The organism is Paenibacillus sp. PCH8, assembly GCF_002968835.1.
GTDB lineage: Bacteria > Bacillota > Bacilli > Paenibacillales > Paenibacillaceae > Paenibacillus.
Map to the genome: position 1 here is coordinate 1,229,317 of NZ_PKQK01000001.1, position 17,338 is coordinate 1,246,654.

Consider the following 17,338-nt stretch of genomic DNA (forward strand, 5'->3'; position numbering starts at 1 on the left):
GAGCTGTAGTATTTTCATTATATATTTCATCAACCCAGGAAGGTGAGCGGGTTTTGCGCGAAGACAATGGACAACTGACTCAACATAGTGATTTTATCTATCATCTCGAATATCACGTACCTGTACAGGTATACGACCGCGACGCCCATATTGAGATCGGTATCGTTACGCGTTTCGATAATCAATTCGTCGAGATTGCGGACACCCTTTTTCACCGGCGTCGCTTCCGCTTTATTTCCCGCCCCGGGTATTAACCATATAAGTTGAATGAAGGATCTTACACTGGACCACTACGCGGGCAGAACCATCTTCCGATCTTTTCTGCCCTCTTTGTTATTGTGTAATTTAGTTCAACTTATATGGACTAACCAGCGTTTGTTTCACTTTTAATAAAACGGCACGCCGACAGGGGTTACATTTTCCATTGAACCGGAAAACGTAACCCCTCTACTACTTTATGCAGACATCCTTATTCAATTTCAAACAGCTTGCTGATTGACAATTCCTCATGAACCCGGATAATGGCTTCTCCGAGCAAAGGTGCTACAGACAACACTTTGAGTTTGCTTGTCGGATTGGCATGTGTAATCGGAATGGTATCCGTTACGATGACTTCCTTCAATGGTGCATTCTCCAAGCGTTCCATCGCAGGTCCCGACAATACCGGGTGAGTACAGCAAGCGTAGACTTCCTTCACGCCGCCTTCCATCAGAGCATTCGCTCCAAGTACAATCGTCCCTGCTGTGTCAATAATGTCATCAATCAGAATGGCTGTTTTACCCTCAATGTTACCGATAATATTCATCACTTCGCTAACATTCGGCTCAGGACGACGTTTGTCGATAATCGCTAGAGGTGCATTCAGGAAATCAGCCAGTTTACGTGCACGAACTACACCACCATGGTCAGGCGACACGACAACTGGATTTTCGATCTGTTTCGACCGGAAATATTGAGCCAGAATAGGTACTCCAAGCAGATGGTCGACCGGAATATCGAAGAATCCCTGAATCTGCATCGCATGCAAGTCCATTGCAATGACACGGGTTGCCCCTGCTTTTTCAATCAGGTTGGCTACCAGTTTCGCAGTAATCGGATCACGCGAACGTGCTTTGCGATCCTGTCTTGCATAACCATAATAAGGGATAACGACGTTAATCGTCTTGGCAGATGCCCGTTTGAGTGCATCAATCATAACGAGCATTTCCATCAGGTTGTCATTAACCGGCAAGCAAGTGGACTGCACGATGTAGACGTGACAGCCCCGAACACTCTCGGAGAGTTTCACTTGAATCTCACCATCACTGAAGCTGGTTGTGTGAGATTCGCCCATAGGAATCCCGATATAATCAGCAATTTGATGGGCGAGCTTGGGGTTAGAATTGCAAGTAAATATTTTTAGTTTCGAATCAAAATAAGTCATAAAATAAAAACCCTCCGTGCTGGTTCATTGGAATCTATAAGCGTCTGCGACATGTCGGCACCTCCCGACCTTCGGGAGGCAATGATTATCAAAACCCCTTATTCGGGTTTGTTATTTTGTTTCTTGGCTTTGGCACGTCCGCGAATCTTCTCCGCATAACCAGGTTTATTCTCCTGACGTGGACGAGCAATAGCCAGATCATTCTCGGGAACGGAATGGGTAACGGTTGAGCCAGCAACCACATAAGCGCCTTTTCCTACCGTAATCGGTGCAATCAGATTGACGTTGCTACCTACGAAGGCATCATCTTCAATCGTTGTCACAGCTTTATTATAACCATCATAATTGACAGTTATTGCCCCACATCCAACATTTACGTTTTTCCCTACTTTGGCATCCCCGATATAACTGAGATGAGATACTTTGGATCCTTCATCAATTGTAGCATTTTTCACTTCAACAAAGTCACCGATTTTTACGTTTCGACCCAGTTTGGTACCTGGACGCAAATTGGCAAATGGACCTACCGTTGCATCAGCACCAACCTCGGCGTTAGATACCACCGAATATTTGATTGCAACCCCATCCTGAATAACGCTGTCTTCCACATCTGCCTGAGGACCGATATGACATGCTTCACCGATGGAAGTTGTGCCTTTGAGGATCGTCCCCGGATACAACACCGTATCTGCTCCAATCGTAACATCCGCACCGATATATGTCGATGTCGGATCGATGATCGTAACACCGTTCAACATATGGCGTACAGCCAGACGTTCACGCATGAAGGCTTCAGCTTGCGAAAGTGCAAGTCGGTCGTTTACCCCGATGGATTCTGCGATGTCATCCGACATATACGCCTCCACCACTTCTCCATCATTGCGGAAAATGCCAACCACGTCTGTGAGATAATACTCTCCCTGAACGTTCTGGTTCGTCACTTTCTCCAGGGCAGCAAACAATTTTGCATTATCAAAACAGTATGTGCCTGTGTTAATCTCATTCACAGCATCTTCCTGCTCCGTGCAATCCTTTTGTTCCACGATTCGTTGTACAGACCCATCTTCTCCGCGGATTATGCGGCCATACCCTTTGGGATTGTCCAACTGGGCCGTAAGAACTGTTGCTGCTGCTCCGCTGCTCTCATGGAGCTTCATCAGACCCTCCAACGTCTCACTGGTCACGAGTGGTGTATCTCCACAGACCACAATCGTAGAGCCTGTTTCGCTGCCAAACAAGGATTTAACCTGCTTCACGGCATGACCTGTGCCCAGTTGTTCAGCCTGGAGTGCATACTCCGCTCTGGAACCCAAAAAGGACTGCACCGCTTCGGCACCATGACCGACTACAACAACACTGCGTTCAACGCCTGCGCTGAGTGCTGCATCCAGCACATGTCCAACCATAGGTTTACCGCATACGGGATGCAGTACTTTGTACAATTTTGATTTCATTCGTTTCCCTTGCCCTGCGGCAAGAACGATTGCCATTCGTTTCAAGATTCACGACCTCCTGTTCTGAAAATCCCATTGAAATGCATTGCTTGTCTATATCCAATGAGTATCGTTCAGCCGGCTTCAAGCCAGTCTTGTTCATCGCCTGCTGTCTCTGTAATCACACGTAACAACGCGGACACTACCGACTCGTGACCTATATGTATACGCCGTGTACCTGCGAGCTTAACCGAATCCCAATGATTCCTAAGATGCCGCCCTGCCACCAAGCGCACGTTGCGCTTTTTATTCTCTGCTAATAAACTCAATACTGAATATATCTTATTCCGGTCAAAAAGAAAAGAGAGCCATAAGACATGGCTCTCTTTTCCTTCGAACCCCAATAATGTTCTCAGGCACCTTCTTCAATGACTTCTTCCTCAGTTGCTGCACGATCATATTCAGTCAAAACTGCTGCCTGAATCTTCTCACGAGTACCGGAAGAGATCGGGTGGGCGATATCACGAAACTCTCCGTCAGGAGTCCGTTTGCTCGGCATAGCAACAAACATTCCGTTGTTACCATCAATGACACGAATGTCATGAACGACGAATTCGTTATCGATGGTAATGGATGCGATAGCCTTCATTCTCCCTTCCGAGTTAACACGGCGGAGTCTGACATCCGTAATTTGCATGTGTGTGTTCACCACCTTTTTCCATCAGAACTTGGTGTATAATTCCACACAGCCTATACGAACTCCTTCTTTTTATAACCACAAAAATTTCCTAATTTCAGGAATTTTTTTATTTAATACACAATTCGACAATGTTAGTGCCAGGTCGATGAAAAAGAACTTTTCCCGACATGGTATTCGCCATCTTTCTACAGGTCAAAATAGTTGCCAGGCTTGACGGAAATGTGTCTGCTCTTGGCATCAACCGCTGTCAGCTTCGCGAGAGATACGTAATCTGTTAGCAGGCGTTCTTCTGAATCTACGGAACCAGATTCCACCAATACCCCTACCCCGGCTACCGTAGCATTAAACTCAGCCAACAGATCGATCATTCCTTGAACCGTACCCCCAGCCTTCATAAAGTCATCCACAATAAGAACTCTGGAATGCTCACGCATCGCCCTGCGAGACAGGGACATGGTATGCAGACTTTTATGGGACCCTGATACATAATTGATACTTACGGCCGATCCTTCTGTAGCCTGATGGTCCCTGCGTACGAGCACAACAGGCAGGTTGAGCTGGGCTCCAGTCGCATAAGCCAGTGGTATTCCCTTGGTTTCTACTGTCATAACCACATCAATATTCATATTACCAAAGGCCGTTGCAAAGATCTTGCCGGCTTCATTCATCAATGCGGGTTGTCCAAGCAAGTCGGACATGTACAGGTATTCTCCAGGCAGTATCCGATCAGATTGTGCGAGCTGGGTCGAGAGTCGCTCCGCAAATGCCAGTGCCAATTCTCGGGATACCTTCGGAATCCATCTCACTCCCCCGGCTGCTCCAGCCAGTGTATGCAGTTCTCCCGACCCACCTTCTTCGAACACTTCTTTGATAATCGCCAAATCTTCACTAATTGAAGACTTAGCGGCACCATAACGTTCGGCAAATGTGGTGAGCGGAATAACCGTATGCGGTCTGGACAATAAGTATTGCGTCATGTCAACCAGCCTTGCGCTTCGTTTTAACTTCTTCACAGAGATCCATCCTCACGATCACGGAAACATCCAAATCCGAATAATTATTTAAGAATATACCATCTTTATACGTGTTTGTACATTATAAAAGCGAATTTTACGTCAACATACGTACTGCATACACTTCTTTGCAGAAACCTCTCAGACCATTGTATATCCGGGCAACCTTCGATTCTTTAGAGACCAGCCCGAATACCGTTGGACCGCTACCAGACATCAGCACCCCATCTGCACCCAACCGAATCATGGTATCTTTCAGATGCTGAACTTCCGGATACAGCTTCAACGTTACATCTTCAAGCACATTGCCCATGTGGTCACATACTTCCGCAAATGATTGGTTGCGAATAGCCTGCTCCATTTTGGACGCGCTCGGATGCCGAACAATCTTGTCACTGCGGAACCGTCCGTATACATCAGCTGTGGACACATTAATGGGAGGCTTGGCCAATATAACCCAACATTGCGGCGGATTAGGTATGGGGGTCAGCTGTTCACCACGGCCTGTGGCGAGCGCAGTCCCTCCAGTAATACAGAACGGAACATCCGATCCTAGTTCGGCTCCAAGCTCCTGCAGTTCGTGATCTGGTATATTGAGCCGCCACAGACGGTTTAATCCACGCAGAGCTGCTGCTGCATCACTGCTACCCCCGGCAAGTCCAGCTGCAACTGGAATCTTTTTGTCCAGATGAATATGAACTCCGGTGCGCACGTTGTAGCGCTCCTTAATGAGTCTGGCTGCCTGAAAAGCCAAATTCTTCTCATCTAGCGGGATGTAGCCCGCCTGACTGGAGATGAAAATGGTATCTCGCGGCAGTTCCGACATTTCCAGCCGATCAGCCAGATCGACCATGGTCATAATCATTTCAACTTCATGGAATCCATCGCTTCTTTTATGTAAAACGTCCAACATCAAATTAATTTTAGCAGGCGCTTTTTCGTAAATTTTCAAGGCGTTCACCCGTCCTCACCTTTTCCCTAAGACAACTTAACATATTATATCAAAATGGGGCTGTCAAGTCATTTGTATTCCACATCTATGGGGAAAAAGCGGGGTTATTTCTGACGAATTGCCCCGCTTTCCAATCTGATTGAACCGGATTAAGATTTGCGCGCAGCCTGTTCAGCAAGTTGAATGGCTCGTTTCACCATGTTTCCTGCATCCTTGGCTTTGATTCCGCCCCAACCTTCCTGTTGGACCGTATCATAGAAACCCAGGTCTTTCGCCAGCTCATTCTTCAGTTCCTCTGACATTACACTTCTTCTTCTCCGACTCATGAACCATCCTCCTCCAAAGTATCTGTCATGATGTGATGAGTCCGTTCACGTTTTGGACAACTTGGTCCCAGGCCAAGTTCAGTTTCCTATATAGCTTTAGAAACTTCCCTTCACCTGTCCAAATAGTATGCCGCGACCGTTCCTCGCTCATTCCTGTGGATGTATCGTTATCCTTTGAAGGCGAATGGACGAATTGGAGCAAATATAAAAAAGCGATCCGCCTTGTGGGGCGAATCGCCTGTAAAACGATCCTTACGTCTCCATGTAGGAGCTATGCGTTTGGCTGCCCGGGTCAAAGACCATGACTTCCACCGATTCCGTAAGTATATCCGCATAACTATAAGATACTCGCTTGAAGGTTTCTTGTTCTTCATCAAGCTTGACGATAAAAACAGAAGGGTACGTTTCTTCCAATACACCCGTACGCTCAATGGTCTTACGGCGGCCACCATTAGCCCGCAACATAATTTTCTGACCAATATGTGCGTCGAGATTGCGTTTGATATCCAACAGCGTGTTTTTAGCCATTGTCGACGACCACCTCTTTTCTTGTCCATTATACCGGATTTTACAGTCATTGTCAAATCAAAACTAATTATTATATCAGCATCAAAAAGTTGTTGTCAATAATTTTTTTTGCAAATAAAAAAAGCCCCGAATTGGGACTTTAAATGGCCTACATCAGACAGCCGATGGGTTCACTTTTAACGTGGATAAATCATTCAGCCCTGGCAAACCTACCCGGTAACTTCCCCGTGTCTCCACACCACCCACACCCTGGCTACCACTGATGGTATTGTGCAGAACATCACTCATGTTGACCGTTTCCCGAACGGACGTAAAGGCTGCCTTAGCTGCCACATAGACCGGATCAAGTGCGTGAATGAGGATTCTGCCCGGAGAACTGGCAAAGTTCGCTCCAGCGCGCAACAGTGCCTCAAAATGGGACTGACAGGCCCCCGCCACAATGGTGAGTGCGTCCAGATGACGTTCATACTGTCTTGCCACCTGAATGGCTGCTACGAAATTTTGCGAGTTCTTGTAGCTACCTAGACTATATAAGTCATAGGGCTGACGTGTCTTTAGTACCCCATCATGACCGGTGATCACCACGATATCCGGGCGTACTTTGGGTAATAACCGATATAAGGTATCTGCCATTGCCGATTCATGAACATATTGTCCCTCAGCGGGAACACGAAGTTGCTCATAGAGATCCATGCTTTTTTTCAAATAATTTGGGTCTCCATCCAGATGAAGCACCTTACCAGGCATTTCAAAATAAGCAGGTTCCTGTTGGGTAGCCCACTCCTGCACCAGACCTTCCCGATTCCGCTCTGCCTGTTCCATGCGATTCTGCTGCAGGCGTGAAAGGGTCTGATGTGCTTTAATATGCGCCTGTCTGGTCTTGGCGCTTTGGGGTTCGTAGGGAACCTGTATCAGATCGTTCACCGGGGAATCGGCAAGCAGCCGGAACTCGGTCCCTTTAATGACCGCAGCATCCAACTGGAGGCCTTCCACCCGAAAAGTCACATCGCCGCCGTATGACTTCCGAACGACCAAGTCTCCGATATTCATCAACGTAATCACCTCTACCCCCATCGTATGGGCAGAGACCCGGATTGGTTCATTCGAATTTTACAGCGCAGCGCGTACTCCCGCTTCCCACATCACCGTGCTGAGTGTGGCATATTCCTGCAGACTTAATGTCTCTCCACGCCGGGAAGGTTGAATACCCGCCTGCTCCAGCAACTGATCTGCCTGTCCCCTGTTCTCCTTGGTGAAGAAGCGGGCTTTCAGATTGTTCGAGATTGTTTTTCTTCGCTGGGCAAAAGAGGCCTGTACCACTTCGAAGTAGTGTGCTTCATCCGGAATCTCCACTGGCGGTTGCTCACGCACCTTCAGCTTGATAACAGCTGATTCCACATTCGGTTGCGGAATGAAGACCGTAGGCGGCACAATACACACCAGCTCCGGCATACTGTAATACTGAACTGCGATGCTCAGACTGCCGTAGTCTTTGGACCCCGGTGCAGCCGCCATGCGTTCAGCCACTTCTTTTTGGATCATAACTACAATGCTGTCTACCGGCAGCTTCTCTTCCAGCAGTTTCATCATGATTGGGGTCGTTACATAATAAGGCAGGTTAGCCACGACACTGACTTTATCCACGGATGCAAAATCCGTCTTAAACAACTCAGCCAGATCAAGCTTCAACACATCCCCATGATGAACACGTACATTCGGATAAGGCTCCATCACTTCTCCCAGGATCGGGATCAATCGCTGATCAATCTCTACCGCTGTGACAGGGCCAGCTACCCGTGCCAATCGCTCTGTGAGTCCTCCAATACCCGGACCAATCTCCAGTGCTCCTTTGGACTCATCCAAATCAGCTGCGTTAACGATCTTGTTTAATATATTTTGATCAATCAGAAAGTTCTGACCCAGACTTTTCTTGAATGAGAATCCGTGTCTTTGAATAATCTCTTTGGTTCGTTTGGGCGTTGCAATTTCTATCGTTTCTTCCATGTCCCTCATATGCTCACAATCCTTCACGTTCAATTTGCGCTAATGCTGTGGAGAACTCTTCCCGTGTAATCTGAAATACACTCAGGCGTTTGTAGAACTGCTTGCCGTTACAATATCCAATACCCAGCAGATTGCCCATCTCCATGCGACGTGCAGCCGCCTGCGGGTGTACAATAAGCCCTGCTGCGATCAGGTCCTCCCAATCAATCAGGCTCGGAGTACCCTCGTATGAAGTATGTACGCGTGCCAGAGCGTGCCTAATCGCCTCCGGTGAGGCGTTCTCAACTCCGATGTCACCTTTGCGCGTTGCATCGGCTTCCGGGATGAAGGCATGTTTACAGCCAGGTACTTTGTTCGCAATAATTTTACGGATGCGTTCGCCAGCATGATCCGGGTCTGTTAGTACGATGACTCCCCGTCTCTCCTGAGCAAGCGCGATCCGCTTGAGAATGCGTTGATTGATGGCTGATCCACCTGTTTCTATGGTATCGGCTTCCACAGCCCGCCGGATGGCTACTGTGTCGTCACGGCCTTCCACCACAATGACTTCTTTTATCATGTTCCATTTCTTCCTTTCTAACGCAAAAAGAAGAGGAATATCCTCTTCTCTGCCAAACGGCGGGCGAGACTGAATTCAGACTCCCCCGCCGCATATTCCGCATGAATCATTCATGCAACTATTTTATAGCATTCCCATTTCAAAGTAAAACGATTTTAGTTCGCTTCCGGCTTCACCGGACCGATCACGTAGACCGTCTTGCCTTTCTTGCGTCCAAAATTCAGGGCATGCTTCACACTGTCATAATATACATCAATCTTGTTGCCTTTAATGGCACCACCTGTATCTTCCGCACGGCGGAAGCCCAGCCCCTCGATATATACCCACCAGCCAATTGGAATGACTTTGGGATCAACCGCTATGGTGCGCCCTTCCGTTACACGAGTACCGGAAGCTGTTTTCGTACCAATGCCAGGCTCTTCGGAAGAGTAGGCAGTCATGGATACGTTTTTGAGTACTTTGGAATATTTGAATGAATTCCCGGATACGGTAATTACTTTGCTGCCCGAGGCAGAGGTTTTCTTCGAGTTCGTGGTTGTTGCCTTTTTTGTTGTTGAAGTCTGAGCCGATACGGTCTGAATCTCAGGCGCCTTTACGACCGGTTTTGCTTTGGTGCCGACAGCAATAACCTTATCAACGCGATTGTTCGCGACCGATTTGCCGACCATTTTTTTGGAGACCAATTCTCCATCCTGAAATACCTTTTCGATATGTTGTACGATGGTGCCTTCTTTGCCGTTTATAACGACACGGTTATCCCCTTTATATAAGCTAGGGTCAGCCGTTTTGATCACTTTGTAAGCAATCGGTTGTTCCACTTTCACTGTACGCTTTGTTACCCGCACTACACGGATCTTCATATCCGCTTTGACTGCAGATCCTAGCGCTGGATACACCTTGTCATTACTTGCAACCTGAATACCTGATTTTTGAATTGCATCTTGTACCGATGAATCGGTTGTATACAGAGTCTTGGTGTCTCCGTCTGCCGTAATGTTAACTGGGACGGCCCGCTCAATAACGATTCGGTCTCCATCTGTAATTGCCCCGTTCATGGACATGGATACCTTGTCGTGAGGGCTGACTGTGATTGACTGCTCCTCCAGCATTTCCTGAAGCATTCCTGTACGAGTCTCTACCACCTGAGCTTTGCCATCAATAACCAGTGAAATTTGTTTCCCGGCCTGACCGTAAACGACTAACAAGATCATGATTGTAAGCGCAATTGAGAAAATCGCGATCAATGCCATTTGACGCATGTTCTCATGCTTCCACCGCAACGCGAAAGACTTACTGGATGATCGTGACTCATGGGTCTCTTCTGGTTGGAATGTGCCCACTTCTCCGTCCTCCTTCATAGCCTCGCCGTCTAAAGTAACGCATGATGTCTTTGACGTGACTATACCAAATTTTCTACAGAACACAGATCAGACCAAATGACCGGTTCTGCACCATGAACCCCTCTTCGCAACATGATGCCATCCTCCTGAATACCTACCGTATGATGACAACATTTCTTTTATTCAAAAACAAAAAAGCCAAAGAAAGAGTGTAAGAGGAACTCTTTCGTGGCTTCCGAATGATTCTGAATATCGGAAATTCATGCACGAGGTTGCCTCTCTTTTTCCGCTTGCGAGGTTAGCTGTCGGGTTCGGGCGAAAGAGAGCCGCCCTATCTTAGGTCACCCGCTCATGGCGGACGCCCTTGAATTCACCCGAGACCCAAAGAAGAAATCAAATACGGCTTCGCAAATCCTTTCACTGCTTTTGGGTCAGCGAACGATGCGCATCGGCCAAATACGCCGATGTTTGAGCCCTATTGGTTCCCCCGCTCTCCGTTAACGGAGACTCAGCGAGACTGATTCATGAAAGTAATGTTGTTTCATCGGAAAGTGTCCCTTTTGTTCATCCCCCGAACATCTGTCCAATTTTCCGCACAACAATTCACTGAAAAGATGATATCCTGTTTTGATGCATGTTGTAAAGCGTTGATCAAGTGCGTTTTGCTGAATATTTGGTTAAAATATTGTAATATTATCGATTTAATTGGGGCAAAGGGCAAATTAACTCCACTTAGCTTCCTTTTTCACCTGATTTACTCCATATTTTAACGAATCCCAAATCGTTCCATGGCATTTTTGGTTGTTATTGCAGCAATTTCCTCTAACGAAATGCCTTTAATTTCCGCTGCTACCTCTGCAACCAGACGTACATGCGCTGTCTCATTTCGTTTCCCACGATAAGGATGAGGTGTCAAATATGGAGCATCGGTTTCAATGAAAAATCGATCCATCGGAACCTTTTCCAGTACCTCTTTTGGCTGTTTTGCATTCTTGAATGTGATGGGACCTCCGAAGGACAGATGGAAGCCCATATCCAGACATTGCTTCGCTGTTTCCCAGCTGCCGGAGAACGAGTGCATCACGCCACCTACTTCGCCTGCCTTCTCTTCACGCAAAATCTTGACGATATCCTCATGTGCATCGCGATTATGAATGACAATTGGCATATTCACTTCACGAGCCAGCGCAATTTGTTGTCGTAATACGCGGTGCTGCACTTCCTTCGGCGAAGTGTCCCAGTGATAATCCAATCCAATCTCCCCGATGGCAACCACCTTTTCATGCTTGCACAAAGATGCAATCCATTCCAAGTCACCGTCCTGCATCGTGATGGCGTCCACAGGATGCCATCCTACAGCTGCATATATAAAATCATACGTTTCAGCGAGCTTCATTGTAGTTGGAATGGTCTCCCGGTTAAAGCCAACGTTAATCATGCGACCAACCCCTGCATCCACAGCACGCTGAATCATGTCCTCGCGGTCCTCGTCGAATTGTGGTGCATCCAGATGTGTGTGTGTGTCGAACAGCATCATGTTTATTACTCCCTTCATGTCGAACCAACGACTTCCTTCTTTTGGTTACCTGTTATTGATCACGAAATATAACGTTGTACACATCATTTATTTTTTTCAACCTGCCTTGTGGTGTTTATCCTTTCATTCATTACTTCATCAGTACAATATATAGAAGAACTGTAGTTAATCCTATCAATATCTTGCTATTTCTACCCATTCTGATTTGTATTGAACATGCTCAGATTACAAAATTATGTCGATCTACATATACTCCCCATTAAAGCAGATTACTGTATCATGAAAAATAGCTCTTTTGGAAAGTCTTTTGATATCAAAACTTTTCACCCAACTTTACGGAGTTGCACCATCCTCATTACAAGAAATAGGGGCGTATATGGGACGGTAATTCATGAAGAATCGCATCCACCTTATTTTGCGGGTAATACAAATGGTGTTTTCCCCGGTGGAGCCCACTGATGGAACGGACAATGTCGGATACCTCTGACAACTCATGTAAATTGTCCTGTCGATCAAGCAGAAGAATCTGCTTATCCGTGGATTGATCCGGACGAAACACATCATACGGATTATCCGTTGGAAAATCAATTTCAAGATCATAATCGGGGTCTAGACCTGCTTGGGCAAATGCTACCCGAATCTCTTCAATTCTTGCCACATCGATCTGTTCGAGTTCTACATACTTATATAACTTGCGATCCATGAATCGTTCACACAGCTCACTCAGAACAGTATCGTCCTCTTTGCGCCACTGCATAAATGCTGTCTGAATCAAGGCTTCATCCAACTGCAAATATTCATCTACCGATAGTTCTCCATTAAATAATTGAGGCAACGGATCGATCATGAAGCGGAATTGAAACCCTTGCTGTATGAGTGTTTTAGCCCGCTTGAATATTTGTCGCAATATAATTTCAGAGCTTCGGGTTACCGGATGGAAGTAGATCTGCCAATACATCTGATACCGGGACATCAAGTAATCCTCCACCGCATGCATACCCGACTCCTTGACTACAATCCGTCCATGATATGGACGCAACATGCGAAGGATACGATCAAGGTCAATCGTTCCATAATTAACTCCTGTAAAATAAGCATCCCTGAGCAAATAATCCATTCGGTCCGCATCAAGGGGACTGCTCACCAGATTGACCACGATTGGTTGCTCATACGTTTTTTGAATCACTGATGCCACTTTCTCAGGAAAATCAGGAGCATACCGTTTTAAGATCGCCCCTACCTCGGTATCACCTGTAATGATGCGACAAGTCCAATCTTCGTGATTCATGTCAAAGGCTTCCTCGATCGAGTGAGAAAATGGCCCGTGTCCGAGATCATGAAGCAGAGCTGCGCATAGAGCTACAATCTTCTCTTCCTTCGGCCAATCCGAATAATGGCTTCGTTCGAATTGAGAGATGATCTTGCGCGTAATCTCATAGACACCCAGTGAATGGGAGAAACGACTGTGTTCTGCTCCATGAAAGGTAAGATACGAAGTGCCTAGCTGGCGAATTCGGCGTAAGCGCTGAAATTCCGGCGTATTGATTAACTGCCATATAATCGGATCTTGCACGTGGATGTAATTATGTACCGGATCTTTAAACACTTTCTCTTCCGTTAAACGTTGTTCCATGTCGATTCACTCCTTTAATTACTTTTATATTAACGTTTTTACCTTTGTAATTCACCGTAGATTCGACATAACTTGACGAATATTGTCGAATAACGTAGTTTTGTGGTTTTCCAAATCGACAAAGCTGACATGGGTGTTTAAATGCGAAAAATAGCTTGCAATCCCTTACCACCCGTAACCTTATGAAAAACAGCCCTTATTTTAAGCTAATTTTAAGGTTGACTGTTTTGGGAATCGTTGGTATGATGAGTATCATAAAACATAAAATAATGTCGAATAATGACAATAATAGTTAGCTGAGAGGAGCACTGATTATAATGATGAAATCAACAGGTATTGTAAGAAAAGTGGACGAACTGGGACGGGTAGTTATTCCAATCGAATTGCGCCGTACGCTCGGTATTGGTGAAAAAGATGCTCTGGAAATTTACGTTGACGGCGAACGCATCATGTTGAAAAAATATGAGCCCGCTTGTATCTTCTGTGGTAATGCAGAGAACGTTACTTACTTCAAAGGTAAAATCGTTTGTAACGAATGTATTTCCGAAATCCCTGCACCTGTGACAAAATAAAAATTACAGGTATCAAGTATAATGGACTTATACTAATTGTTATTTCTACCTTTTTATATTCCATATTGCCTTCCCGATGTGTGAACTCATCGTGGAGGTTTTTTTTGTCCTATTATGAGTTCCATTACCCCATTCATGTCTGTCATCCTCCAACCCGGAGAGAGCGAGAAAAATTTTAGTGACTTTTTTTCTCCTCGCTCTGTTCCTTTTTAATATTCCTTTAAGGTTGGGAATACGATTCTTCACGTTTTCTTCCCCATCTATAGAAGATCACTCATCCGGTTCACCCGCTACTCGATTAAAGCATTATATACATCACGCTTTGTCAAACCGCGATCCCCCGCTGTTTTTTTCATCGCATCTTTACGACTTAATCCTTCACCCTCATAATGACTAACATGATCCTCAAGCGACATGAGCTGCCACCAGGCTTCACGCTCGGCTTTACGCTCCTCTTCCTTAATCCCTTCCACTAGCAGACAGTACTCTCCAAGAGGCGGATGCTCTTCAAGCCAATCGATACATTCCTTCACACTACCTCTTGCAAATTCCTCATGACGCTTGGTTAATTCACGAGCCAGAACGATGGAACGATCACCCAGAATTTCTTCAAGATGAACTAGTGTTTTTCGGATGCGGTGAGGAGACTCATAAAATAACAAAGTCCCGTTGGATTCGTCAAAAGCTTCCAACACTTTTCGTATGTCCTTTTTCTCTCGCGGCAAAAAACCGCCGAATGTGAAACGCTCCGTCGGTAGTCCGGACACGATCAGAGCAGACAACGCGGCATTGGCTCCGGGAATGGGAATGACCGTTATTCCGGCTTCCAGTGCAAGCTGTACAAGGTCAGAACCTGGGTCCGAAATAGCCGGCAGTCCCGCATCACTGACGAGTGCCAGATTTTTTCCTTCTATTATATAGCGTATCAATTCAGGGCCACTTGCTCCCTTATTATGCTCATGATAACTAAACAGCATAGAAGGTGTAATCTCAAAATGGGTAAGCAGTTTTCGGGTCTGGCGAGTATCTTCTGCCGCAATAATGTCACAGCTCTGCAAAGTTTTGATGGCCCGGAAGGTCATATCCTCCAGATTACCAATGGGTGTTCCAACCAGATATAGCTTACCTGGATCTCCAGGCTGCTCCGCATAGCTTTTTTGAATATGCAATGCCATCTATTTTCCTCCTTCCGTAGTACGTTCAGCCTGTTGCTGTCCATAATAAATATCCATAATTTCTTCACAATAGGTTCCTTCATCATTGTAGACAATGAGTGGAGGAAGCATCCTCACTTCAGGTTTACCATCTTTCATCGCTTCAATTAATACCATATTGGCTTCCAGATGAGCACGAGGATGTACCATTCGAATCCGCTTTGGCTCCAGCTTATATTCACGCATCAGTGATATGATCTCAACAAGGCGCTGTGGACGATGGACCATGGATACTTTACCACCATTACGCACGAGTCGACTACAAGCCTGTATCACTTCCTCTAAAGTACATCCAATCTCATGACGTGCCATTGCCTGATGTGTGTTCATCTTGAGATCACTGCCATTCAAGGGCATATATGGAGGATTAACCGTGATTGCATCATATACTGCGTGGCCAGTTTCTTTCACCAGTTCTCGCAAATCACCTTCACGAATCATAATTGATTCATCCAGTGCATTCAATTGCACGCTGCGACGCGCCATATCAGCCAAACGAGGCTGAATCTCGATTCCCTCCAGACTAGCCTGCGTACGTGTTGTAAGCAAAATGGGAACAACCCCATTACCTGTGCACAAATCGAGCACGCGACCCCGTTTGGGCACAGATGCAAACCGAGCGAGCAATACGGCATCCATCGAAAAACTAAATACTTCATCACTTTGTATGATCCTCAGATCATGTGAGAGCAGATCATCAATCCGCTCTGACTCCTGTAGCATTACTTCGTTTACAGTCATATGTTACGCTCATCCTCCGGTACTCTATATCTCTGGTTTGTTTTAATTCAGGTTTGTAACCTTGAAAAAAAACCGTAGGGAATCCCTACGGTCACTTCATTTATTCAAAAAAGACAGGCAGAACAGACAATCGCCTTCCGTCCGCAGATGCCCATAATAGACGTTGCAGATATGGAAGCCTTCGTGATACAGCCGGGCCAGATTATCATACCCTTCACCCACGACATCTTCACCTGTAGCTGGACCTGCTGGTCTTGCTACGGGAGCGAGTACGGAGGAGATGGGCAGATCTGCCGGAGCCTCACGCTTTAGCAGTTTGCGTAACTGCTCATTCTCAATGGTAAGCCGCTGATTATCCTCCAGCAGCTCCTTCACAATCATTTTTAACTCTCCTAAATCACCGTGCAACTGACCCAATTGGGTTTCCATTTCATGAATGTGCGTAAACAGATTTTTCTTTTCCAAGTTTCCACCCCGAAGCAACCTTTATGGTTTACTTGATAACGACGTCATCCAGCGGAAGTTCTTTGACTTTACTGATGTCGAACAGTTGAACATGGACTGTGCGGCTACCGGCATTAATTCCAACAACTTTTCCTTCACCCAATGAGGTGACGACCAATTTGCCTACAGCCGGCAGTTCTTCTCTCACACTTTCATAGTTATCATGCTCAAATTTCAGACAGCACATGAGTCTTCCGCACAACCCTGAAATTTTCGTCGGATTCAGTGACAGGCTCTGATCTTTAGCCATCTTGATTGATACCGGCTCAAAGTCTCCCAGCCAGGAAGAACAACACAACACGCGGCCGCAAGGTCCGATCCCGCCAAGCATCTTCGCTTCATCCCGTACACCAATCTGTCTCAGTTCGATTCGTGTGCGGAATATGCTTGCCAAATCCTTGACCAGCTCCCGGAAATCGACTCTTCCTTCAGCTGTAAAATAAAATATAATTTTATTGCGATCAAACGTAAATTCCACATCGACCAGCTTCATTTTGAGGCCATGGTCTTTGATTTTATTTAAACAAGTACCAAATGCTTCTTTCGCTGCACGCTTGTTCTCATCTACCACACGGGCATCGGTTTCGCCCGCAACGCGGATGACCTTCTTCAGCGGCAACACCACATCGGACTCGCCCACTTCCTTCTTACCAACGACAACCTTACCGTACTCAACCCCCCGCGCTGTCTCCACGATAACGCAGTTTTCTTTCTCAATGGGAAGGTCCAGGGGATCGAAGTAATAAATTTTGCCCGCTTTTTTGAAACGGACACCCACTACACTGTACAAAAAATTAACCCCCTTGTAAGCCAACCCCACTTCGTCTGAAGCCCTGTCTTCTTAGGGAACCCGCCGAAG

20 protein-coding genes and 1 riboswitch are annotated in these 17,338 nt (G+C 46.2%); of the genes, 2 read left to right on the top strand and 18 right to left on the bottom strand.

What is annotated here, in order from left to right; all coding sequences use genetic code 11:
- The first annotated feature begins 53 nt into the window (after positions 1–53).
- Positions 54–254: a hypothetical protein gene (locus C0Q44_RS05505; RefSeq protein WP_105406378.1), complete on the top strand. Its 201-nt coding sequence runs from the start codon at positions 54–56 to the stop codon at positions 252–254.
- 215 nt (positions 255–469) lie between these two features.
- Here the strand turns inward: C0Q44_RS05505 and C0Q44_RS05510 are convergent, their stop codons facing one another.
- The 14 genes from C0Q44_RS05510 to C0Q44_RS05575 form a co-directional block, all read right to left on the bottom strand.
- Positions 470–1,423: a ribose-phosphate diphosphokinase gene (locus C0Q44_RS05510; RefSeq protein WP_017691370.1), complete on the bottom strand. Its 954-nt coding sequence runs from the start codon at positions 1,421–1,423 to the stop codon at positions 470–472.
- A gap of 98 nt (positions 1,424–1,521) precedes the next feature.
- Positions 1,522–2,913, bottom strand: coding sequence for a bifunctional UDP-N-acetylglucosamine diphosphorylase/glucosamine-1-phosphate N-acetyltransferase GlmU (gene glmU, locus C0Q44_RS05515; RefSeq protein WP_374955091.1), 1,392 nt, complete (start codon positions 2,911–2,913; stop codon positions 1,522–1,524).
- 77 nt (positions 2,914–2,990) lie between these two features.
- Positions 2,991–3,185 carry a hypothetical protein gene (locus C0Q44_RS05520; protein WP_146113428.1) on the bottom strand — a complete coding sequence of 65 codons (195 nt, stop codon included), beginning with the start codon at positions 3,183–3,185 and terminating at the stop codon, positions 2,991–2,993.
- A gap of 83 nt (positions 3,186–3,268) precedes the next feature.
- A complete protein-coding gene (gene spoVG, locus C0Q44_RS05525; protein ID WP_017691372.1) occupies positions 3,269–3,553 on the bottom strand; it encodes a septation regulator SpoVG in 285 nt (94 codons plus the stop codon).
- A 188-nt stretch (positions 3,554–3,741) separates the two neighbouring features.
- Positions 3,742–4,569, bottom strand: coding sequence for a pur operon repressor (purR, locus tag C0Q44_RS05530; RefSeq protein ID WP_105406381.1), 828 nt, complete (start codon positions 4,567–4,569; stop codon positions 3,742–3,744).
- 97 nt (positions 4,570–4,666) lie between these two features.
- Positions 4,667–5,521: a 4-(cytidine 5'-diphospho)-2-C-methyl-D-erythritol kinase gene (gene ispE, locus C0Q44_RS05535; RefSeq protein ID WP_105407605.1), complete on the bottom strand. Its 855-nt coding sequence runs from the start codon at positions 5,519–5,521 to the stop codon at positions 4,667–4,669.
- Positions 5,522–5,670: 149 nt separating this feature from the next.
- Positions 5,671–5,847: a small, acid-soluble spore protein, alpha/beta type gene (locus C0Q44_RS05540; protein ID WP_105406382.1), complete on the bottom strand. Its 177-nt coding sequence runs from the start codon at positions 5,845–5,847 to the stop codon at positions 5,671–5,673.
- 252 nt (positions 5,848–6,099) lie between these two features.
- Complete coding sequence (gene veg, locus C0Q44_RS05545; RefSeq protein WP_053778931.1) at positions 6,100–6,375, bottom strand: biofilm formation stimulator Veg; 276 nt, start codon at positions 6,373–6,375, stop codon at positions 6,100–6,102.
- A 153-nt stretch (positions 6,376–6,528) separates the two neighbouring features.
- Positions 6,529–7,425 (bottom strand): sporulation peptidase YabG, encoded by an 897-nt coding sequence (gene yabG, locus C0Q44_RS05550; protein WP_105406383.1) that lies wholly within the window; start codon positions 7,423–7,425, stop codon positions 6,529–6,531.
- 60 nt (positions 7,426–7,485) lie between these two features.
- Positions 7,486–8,388, bottom strand: a complete 903-nt coding sequence (gene rsmA / locus C0Q44_RS05555) for a 16S rRNA (adenine(1518)-N(6)/adenine(1519)-N(6))-dimethyltransferase RsmA (RefSeq protein WP_181150863.1) — start codon at positions 8,386–8,388, stop codon at positions 7,486–7,488.
- A 4-nt stretch (positions 8,389–8,392) separates the two neighbouring features.
- Positions 8,393–8,938: a ribonuclease M5 gene (rnmV, locus tag C0Q44_RS05560; RefSeq protein WP_105406384.1), complete on the bottom strand. Its 546-nt coding sequence runs from the start codon at positions 8,936–8,938 to the stop codon at positions 8,393–8,395.
- 155 nt (positions 8,939–9,093) lie between these two features.
- Positions 9,094–10,278, bottom strand: a complete 1,185-nt coding sequence (locus C0Q44_RS05565) for a resuscitation-promoting factor (RefSeq protein ID WP_105406385.1) — start codon at positions 10,276–10,278, stop codon at positions 9,094–9,096.
- Between the two features lie 271 nt (positions 10,279–10,549).
- A riboswitch (cyclic di-AMP (ydaO/yuaA leader) is annotated at positions 10,550–10,802 on the bottom strand.
- A 242-nt stretch (positions 10,803–11,044) separates the two neighbouring features.
- The gene (locus C0Q44_RS05570) at positions 11,045–11,815 is read right to left on the bottom strand and encodes a TatD family hydrolase (RefSeq protein WP_181150976.1); all 771 of its coding nucleotides are present in this window, start codon (positions 11,813–11,815) and stop codon (positions 11,045–11,047) included.
- Between the two features lie 355 nt (positions 11,816–12,170).
- Positions 12,171–13,448 (bottom strand): HD domain-containing protein, encoded by a 1,278-nt coding sequence (locus C0Q44_RS05575; protein WP_105406386.1) that lies wholly within the window; start codon positions 13,446–13,448, stop codon positions 12,171–12,173.
- Between the two features lie 317 nt (positions 13,449–13,765).
- Between C0Q44_RS05575 and C0Q44_RS05580 the strand changes: the two genes are divergently transcribed.
- The gene (locus C0Q44_RS05580; protein ID WP_024633700.1) at positions 13,766–14,020 is read left to right on the top strand and encodes an AbrB/MazE/SpoVT family DNA-binding domain-containing protein; all 255 of its coding nucleotides are present in this window, start codon (positions 13,766–13,768) and stop codon (positions 14,018–14,020) included.
- Between the two features lie 290 nt (positions 14,021–14,310).
- Here the strand turns inward: C0Q44_RS05580 and rsmI are convergent, their stop codons facing one another.
- The 4 genes from rsmI to C0Q44_RS05605 all read right to left on the bottom strand — a co-directional run bounded on the left by rsmI (position 14,311) and on the right by C0Q44_RS05605 (position 17,269).
- The gene (gene rsmI / locus C0Q44_RS05590; protein ID WP_105406388.1) at positions 14,311–15,195 is read right to left on the bottom strand and encodes a 16S rRNA (cytidine(1402)-2'-O)-methyltransferase; all 885 of its coding nucleotides are present in this window, start codon (positions 15,193–15,195) and stop codon (positions 14,311–14,313) included.
- Positions 15,196–15,975 (bottom strand): tRNA1(Val) (adenine(37)-N6)-methyltransferase, encoded by a 780-nt coding sequence (locus C0Q44_RS05595; protein ID WP_105406389.1) that lies wholly within the window; start codon positions 15,973–15,975, stop codon positions 15,196–15,198.
- Between the two features lie 96 nt (positions 15,976–16,071).
- Positions 16,072–16,440 (bottom strand): initiation-control protein YabA, encoded by a 369-nt coding sequence (locus C0Q44_RS05600; RefSeq protein ID WP_105406390.1) that lies wholly within the window; start codon positions 16,438–16,440, stop codon positions 16,072–16,074.
- Positions 16,441–16,468: 28 nt separating this feature from the next.
- Positions 16,469–17,269, bottom strand: coding sequence for a PSP1 domain-containing protein (locus C0Q44_RS05605; protein ID WP_053778939.1), 801 nt, complete (start codon positions 17,267–17,269; stop codon positions 16,469–16,471).
- Between the last annotated feature and the right edge of the window lie 69 nt (positions 17,270–17,338).

Bases quoted from the DNA above. Each gene is read 5' to 3' on its own strand.
- C0Q44_RS05510 (WP_017691370.1), bottom strand. From the start codon at position 1,423: ATGACTTATTTTGATTCGAAACTAAAAATATTTACTTGCAATTCTAAC.
- glmU (WP_374955091.1), bottom strand. From the start codon at position 2,913: ATGGCAATCGTTCTTGCCGCAGGGCAAGGGAAACGAATGAAATCAAAA.
- spoVG (WP_017691372.1), bottom strand. From the start codon at position 3,553: ATGCAAATTACGGATGTCAGACTCCGCCGTGTTAACTCGGAAGGGAGA.
- C0Q44_RS05540 (WP_105406382.1), bottom strand. From the start codon at position 5,847: ATGAGTCGGAGAAGAAGAAGTGTAATGTCAGAGGAACTGAAGAATGAG.
- veg (WP_053778931.1), bottom strand. From the start codon at position 6,375: ATGGCTAAAAACACGCTGTTGGATATCAAACGCAATCTCGACGCACAT.
- yabG (WP_105406383.1), bottom strand. From the start codon at position 7,425: ATGAATATCGGAGACTTGGTCGTTCGGAAGTCATACGGCGGCGATGTG.
- rsmA (WP_181150863.1), bottom strand. From the start codon at position 8,388: ATGAGGGACATGGAAGAAACGATAGAAATTGCAACGCCCAAACGAACC.
- rnmV (WP_105406384.1), bottom strand. From the start codon at position 8,938: ATGATAAAAGAAGTCATTGTGGTGGAAGGCCGTGACGACACAGTAGCC.
- C0Q44_RS05570 (WP_181150976.1), bottom strand. From the start codon at position 11,815: ATGATGCTGTTCGACACACACACACATCTGGATGCACCACAATTCGAC.
- C0Q44_RS05575 (WP_105406386.1), bottom strand. From the start codon at position 13,448: ATGGAACAACGTTTAACGGAAGAGAAAGTGTTTAAAGATCCGGTACAT.
- C0Q44_RS05580 (WP_024633700.1), top strand. From the start codon at position 13,766: ATGATGAAATCAACAGGTATTGTAAGAAAAGTGGACGAACTGGGACGG.
- rsmI (WP_105406388.1), bottom strand. From the start codon at position 15,195: ATGGCATTGCATATTCAAAAAAGCTATGCGGAGCAGCCTGGAGATCCA.
- C0Q44_RS05595 (WP_105406389.1), bottom strand. From the start codon at position 15,975: ATGACTGTAAACGAAGTAATGCTACAGGAGTCAGAGCGGATTGATGAT.